Here is a 6188-nt window from a genome sequence, read left to right as displayed (position 1 = left end):
AGCACTCAATAAACGATTGAGTAATAAAAACAAAACTCTAGGAATCCTCGCCTTCTTCAAGGCGAGGTTGTTCAAATACAATCTATTTCATAATATTCAATAGAGTTTAAATCCATATTCGGATATATAAATTCTAAACTTTAATTTGATGTGTTTCAATGTCTACCTGTTCAAACATGAATGTCATGTTGTAGGCATTGAATTCTATCTTTTACTAATTTAAAAATCCTTTCAAAGAATTTCTTTTCTCAGGATTTATTTTATTAGTATAGAGAGTTATTTTATTATAACCTCAAAAAGACTAAAAAGAATTTTTTAATTAATGTCAGTGTTAGTATTGTAGGGATAATTTCTCTGCAATAGGCTTTAATTTGACTTTTTTTAATTTTAAGGATTAAAATTAATTTTTCTATTTTATACCCCAATCTTTTTAGCTTTCGATTATTCTACCAAGGGAAAATATTACCTTGATAAGGTTGAAAAGAATTACAAAGACTGATTTTAAAAAAAAGTGTGTTTTAATCTATCCGGAGAGAATAACCTAAAAGCCCAGAGATAGATTATTCCCTTAGGAAAAAAATGGCGACAAAATATATTGTTAAAATCACTATGATTTTAATTCCTAATACTAATTGTAAAGAAAGTTATATATAAAATTAACTGATTTTATCTTTGTTTTACCTAAAATAAGCAGTTATATTTAGTTATACCTAAATTTAAAAATAGCTATGCTTTTGAATGTTTTTTAGCACAATATCCGTTTAAAAACAAAATCTGCCACATAAACAATCGTTCGCAAAGTATCTAATAAATCGACACATATAGAACAATTTTTAAATGAAATAAAAAGACCACATGAATTTAAAAAAAAAAGAACTATTCAATCAGTGTTAAAAAGTCATAGATTATTTTTGCCGCAACGACTGCAGTAACATCGCCAAGCCTGTCTGTAGCTGTTTCAACGACATCAAGACCAACAATATTCTTGTGGCATAATGTTTTCAGGATATTTTCAACATCATGGACAAACAAACCTCCCGGAGTAGGGTTTCCAACATTAGGCGCAACAGCCGGGTCAATTACATCCATATCTATTGAGATATAGATAGGTCCGTCAATGTTTATGAGGTAATACTCTATTGCATCCATGTGCTTGTGGGCATCCTTGTTCTTGAATGTCTGAATATTATATGTTGACTTTACGAATTCCTCTTCCTCTTTGGAAGATGACCTTATTCCGATCTGGACAAGATCCGCACCCATTTCATGAGCCCTTCTCATTACTGTTGCATGGGAATATTTTTCACCTATAAATTCAAATGCAAGGTCCCTGTGGGCATCCAGATGTATTACGGTGAGCTTTTCATGTCTGTCAGTCAATGCCTTGATGGCTCCGATTGAAGCTGAATGCTCTCCCCCGATTATTATCGGCTTGAGATTCAAGTCAAGAATTTCATTTACGCTATCCTCTACGATTGCGCATGTAGCCTCGCAGTTTCCCGGAACAACATTAACGTCACCGAAATCATAAAAAGCAGCTGTTAAATCTTTGTTAAAAATAGTATTGTATTTTTCAAAACCAAATGAAGCTTCACGAACAACAATTGGTCCTAAACGTGCACCGGAGTGGTAAGAAGTAGTGCTGTCAAATGGAACTCCGATTAATCCAAATGAATTTTCCTTTATATCCTCAATTTCTTGAGAGAATGCAAATTTCCATGGTTCATAAGTATTTAAAAGCATAATATTATCTCTCAAAAGGAAAATAAATAAGAGAAAAGGAATCTAGTTAGATCCTCTAGTTCTCATTATTTTCATGTTTCCTAAAGCGACAATGTATTCAACTTCAATACCTTCAACGATAGAGTCTTTTAAGTCTTCAGGCATTGGTAAGTCGAGGGTGTCGTAGTTTTCCATATCCATTAATTGAACAGTGTCACCTTGGATTGAAATAACTTGTCCTAATCTTTTGTCAATGATAGGAATATCTACTTTGTTATCTACAGGTTTTACGAGACTTCTTTTTTGGTTGTCAAAGACACCTACAGCTTCGATTCTAGCTTTTGCTGCTCCGTGTTTACCTGGAGATGAGGTAGTATAACTGATAATTTTACAAGCTTCTCCGCCTAAAACGACGTATTTTCCAACTTTTAATGTTTTAATTTCTACAACTTTTGTTGACATTCATTTTCCTCCATAATTAAAAACCGGTTTTTAATCTTATAATAAGCATTATTATTAGATTAATATAAACTATATTTTCTATTTTATATAAAGTATTCGCTTATTTCAATGTTTCTAAATGAATTTGAAAACATATCAAATAAAAAAAATTACTAAAAATTTTTAACCTTATTCAGTCAAATATAATAATCATGAAAATAGCAATTGTTAGTGGAAAAGATGAAGGTCCTACAAGGTTAAATGCTTTTGATAATGCTTTAAGCAAAGCCGGAATAGGTGACGTGAACCTTATTAAGGTATCAAGCATGCTTGCAGGTAACGCAGAGATTGTTGATTTGCCTGAACTTAAGCCGGGCAGCATGGTGAACTGTGTTTTATCATCAGTCACTTCACACAATCCTGGAGACGTTATCACCGCCGTAGTCGCAGTGGCCATTGGAGAGGAACTGGGCTGCGTTGTAGAGACAACAGGAACCAACAAAAATCCCGATGAGCTCATTGACGAAGCCAAGTTCATGGTAAACTACATGATGGACAAGCGTGGAGTCGAAATCAAGGAAATGATTGTAGAGCCATCAACAACCACAGTAAAAGACATTGCATCAGTAGTTTCAAGCGTAGTATATATGCGCGATGATATTATTCAAAAATAAGTGTGATAACATGGACGCCAAAGATAAAAAGATGGCAACAGACCTGGCATATGACATCATAAGAGAAGTGAGCAGGGCAACCAGGCCCTATTTCGGAAAACCTGAATCAGGCGAGAAAGTCAAGATGGGAGCTGACGGAACACCAACCTCCCTGATCGACGTTATTTCAGAAGAAAAAGTTGTTCAGATTTTAAAGGAAGCACCTGTATATTCATATATTGTCAGTGAGGAAATCGGAGAGTTGAAACTTGGTAAAGGAACCAAAAGAAGCATCACACTCACCCATGAGCTTAGACGTGACGACATTTCCGAAGAGGAAAAGCCGAAATTTATCTTTTTGGTCGACCCTATTGACGGTACCAGCAATGCAATCAAGGAAATCCCTGCATTTGCAATTTCAATAGCTGTCGCAAATGTTCCTGACGGCAGGGTGGCGACATTGAATGATGTTGAACTTGCATTCATAAGCAACCTGGCCAACGGTAACTTCTTTGAAGCCGAAAAGGGAAAGGGATGCTGGTTAAACAATGAGAAAGTCCACCCGAGCAGTGAGGTTAGAATAAGCAACATGACCCTCGGAGGATTTACCAAGACCGGAACATCAGTCGCATCAAAGCTTGTCGACAATGCAAGAAGGATGAGAGTTCTCGGAAGCGTTGTTCTTGAGCTTTCATACGTTGCAAGCGGCCGTTACGATGCATTTATCGACCTCAGAGGAAGCCGAATCATAGACATTGCAGCCGCAAAGCTGATTTTAGAGGAGGCCGGAGGAATCATCACAGACAAATACGGTGAAAAGCTGACCAACACATTAAGCATCTATGAAAAGACAATTGTTGTTGCGGCAAATACTCCTGTGCTTCACAAGCAGATGATTGATATTTTAAACGACAATGAAAGTGATGTCATCGGAAGGATAGGTATTGTGGGAAGGATTGACCAGGATATACCGGTACTCTTTGCTGCAAAGCTGATTGACTATCTTTTAAGCAACGGACGTGAAGTCATTGTCGAAAAAAGACTTTCCAGAAAGATTATTGAACTTACAGAAAACCCTGAAATTGACTCAATAATTGAAAAGGCCCAGAAGAAATATCCTGAAATTGCCGACGAGTTTACAAACATCAACTTCAAAATCAACTATGACGCCATTTCATGCAACACATATGACTTTGACTGCGACATGGCCGTCATTTTAGGCGGAGACGGAACACTGCTTCGTGCACACTCAAAAATGAAACATAACATTCCTGTATTCGGAATCAACATGGGTACAGTCGGATTTTTAACAGACACCGAAGTAAAAGACACCTTCACAGCACTGGATGAAATCCTCAGAGGCGAATACTACAAGGAAAAAAGAAGCAAGCTTGTGGTATCACACGAAAACAACTATTACAGCGCAATCAACGAAGTTGTCATAATGACCAACAAGCCTGCAAAAATGCAGCACTTTGAAATCAAGGTGGACGGAGAAACCATCGACGAGGTTAGGGCTGACGGACTTATCATTTCAACACCGAGCGGTTCTACAGCATATGCAATGTCTGCCGGAGGACCTATCATGGATCCTAAGGTCGGAGGATTTCTCATCATCCCGATTTGTCCATATAAGCTTGGAGCAAGACCGTTTATCGTATCCGACAACAGTGAAATTACAGTTAAACTGCTTAAAAAGGGAAAAACTGCAGTATTCGTTATGGACGGTCAGCGCAATGAGGAAGCAGAATACGAGGAAGAAATCAAATTCAAAAAATCAGACAAGGACGCTTACTTTATCAGAACATCAACCAAATACTTCTACAAAAAGGTCAAGGACAAGCTCAATGCAGGCGGCCTCAGCAGCTCAAATGGGTGCATGAATGAATAATCTCGTAGTTGATTTAACCCACGGCGGAGTTAAAATATCTGTAAGCCTTAAAAAGAAAGGCGAAAATGTCCTTGCATATGACATCTACAATACCTTAAATGATGAAGACCGCAGGATGCTTGAGGCATATGGAGTTGAGCTTTTAGATGATTTGGGTGATTTGGAAAACTTTAACGGCCGGATGAAGGTAATCTATCCGGTTCATCTTCCCCTTACACATGAAGAGATTTCAGAAAACAATCCTGACCTTGACTACACATTCATAACCCACCATGAGGCAATCCGTGAAATCCTGGGAGAGTGGGGATGTGACATTCCCGTTGTTGAAATCACCGGAGTCAAGGGAAAGACAAGCTGCGCTTTCATGCTTAAGGAAATTCTTTTTGACAAAAATCCCCTTATATTATCCAGTTTGGGAGCTCTTCTTTATGAAAACGGAAGGGAAATTGTCCTTAAAAAGAACATATCAATAACACCTGCAAATATAAAGGAGACCGTTGACCTTGCATACAAGATTGCAAATCCCGTATGTGAAATTGCCGAAGGAACTGCTGAGAGTGAAAACCTGAGGAAATACTCATCAGCAATCTTTGAATCATCACTTGGAGTCAGCGGAATAGGCGACGTAGGTCTTTTGACCAATATCTGTGAAAACTATCCTATTGCAAAAAACAGAAGTTCGGCCAGCGAAGCAAAAAGACAGGTTTTCAGATGTCCTGCAGTGGCATGTGAAAAGGAAAGCTTCGATAAATATTACTCAGATGTTGTTCACCCTAAAATCAACACATTTTCACTTACGGACAACGCAGCAAATCTTTATGCTAAAAGCGTTTCATACTCACTTGACAAAAGCGAAATCACCGTAGAATACCGTGATGTGACCACCATTTCCGGCAAAAATTTATCAGGTACATTAACGGTTAAAACATTTGCACCAGGTTCCCATCATGTTTCAAACGTTCTTGGAGTCATTTTAACAGCACTGATGCTTGAAATTAAAGAAGAAAAGATCATTAACGGATTGGCCAATTATAATGGAATTACTGGAAGGACCAATAAAAGAAGTAACGGAGAATTTATTATAATCGAAGAGATCAATCCGGGCATAAACACCGACGCCATAAAACAGTCAATAAAGATGATTGATGATTTGGACACATATTACATTGCAGTTGGAGGAGATTACGGAATTACCTGTGAAGAAATTGATGAGGACAAGGTTAGCCACTACCTGGACTCATTGGATTGTGATTTGATACTCACAGGAGACGTGGGTTTGTCAATAGCTTCAAAAATGTCTAAAAATGTTAAAGTAATGAAAGAATACTCGGATATTTTTGATATGGCCAAAAACAACAGAAAGAATCTTCTTTTCATATATCGTTCCGATTACCGTAAGCTTTCCCAAAGGTAATTTGAAACTATTTTTTCACTAAAAATTGAAACATTTAATAATAAATAACAATAAAAATTAACAATGT

General features: G+C 37.2%; 5 protein-coding genes. 3 read left to right on the top strand and 2 right to left on the bottom strand.

Annotated elements, in window-relative coordinates; genetic code table 11:
- Window positions 1-876: 876 nt before the first annotated feature.
- Both speB and E7Z81_RS10885 read right to left on the bottom strand, forming a co-directional pair.
- Window positions 877-1743, bottom strand: coding sequence for an agmatinase (gene speB, locus E7Z81_RS10890; RefSeq protein WP_292747721.1), 867 nt, complete (start codon window positions 1741-1743; stop codon window positions 877-879).
- Between the two features lie 42 nt (window positions 1744-1785).
- Window positions 1786-2184 carry a translation initiation factor IF-5A gene (locus tag E7Z81_RS10885; RefSeq protein WP_292747719.1) on the bottom strand — a complete coding sequence of 133 codons (399 nt, stop codon included), beginning with the start codon at window positions 2182-2184 and terminating at the stop codon, window positions 1786-1788.
- A gap of 191 nt (window positions 2185-2375) precedes the next feature.
- On the opposite strand from E7Z81_RS10885, the gene E7Z81_RS10880 reads away from it, so the two are divergent.
- From E7Z81_RS10880 to cfbE, 3 genes are read left to right on the top strand one after another with little or no spacing between them, the layout of a single operon-like run.
- On the top strand, window positions 2376-2837 hold the full coding sequence (locus tag E7Z81_RS10880; protein ID WP_292747716.1) for a pyruvoyl-dependent arginine decarboxylase: 462 nt from the start codon (window positions 2376-2378) through the stop codon (window positions 2835-2837).
- Window positions 2838-2847: 10 nt separating this feature from the next.
- Window positions 2848-4707 carry a bifunctional NADP phosphatase/NAD kinase gene (locus E7Z81_RS10875; protein ID WP_292747714.1) on the top strand — a complete coding sequence of 620 codons (1860 nt, stop codon included), beginning with the start codon at window positions 2848-2850 and terminating at the stop codon, window positions 4705-4707.
- Window positions 4700-6121, top strand: a complete 1422-nt coding sequence (gene cfbE, locus E7Z81_RS10870; protein WP_292747712.1) for a coenzyme F430 synthase — start codon at window positions 4700-4702, stop codon at window positions 6119-6121. Before E7Z81_RS10875 ends, cfbE begins: the two co-directional genes overlap by 8 nt.
- Window positions 6122-6188 lie beyond the last annotated feature (67 nt).

The organism is Methanobrevibacter sp., from assembly GCF_015062935.1.
Taxonomy (GTDB): Archaea; Methanobacteriota; Methanobacteria; order Methanobacteriales; family Methanobacteriaceae; genus Methanocatella.
Note: the sequence above shows the minus strand (reverse complement) of the source record. Positions and strands in the feature narration are given on the sequence as shown.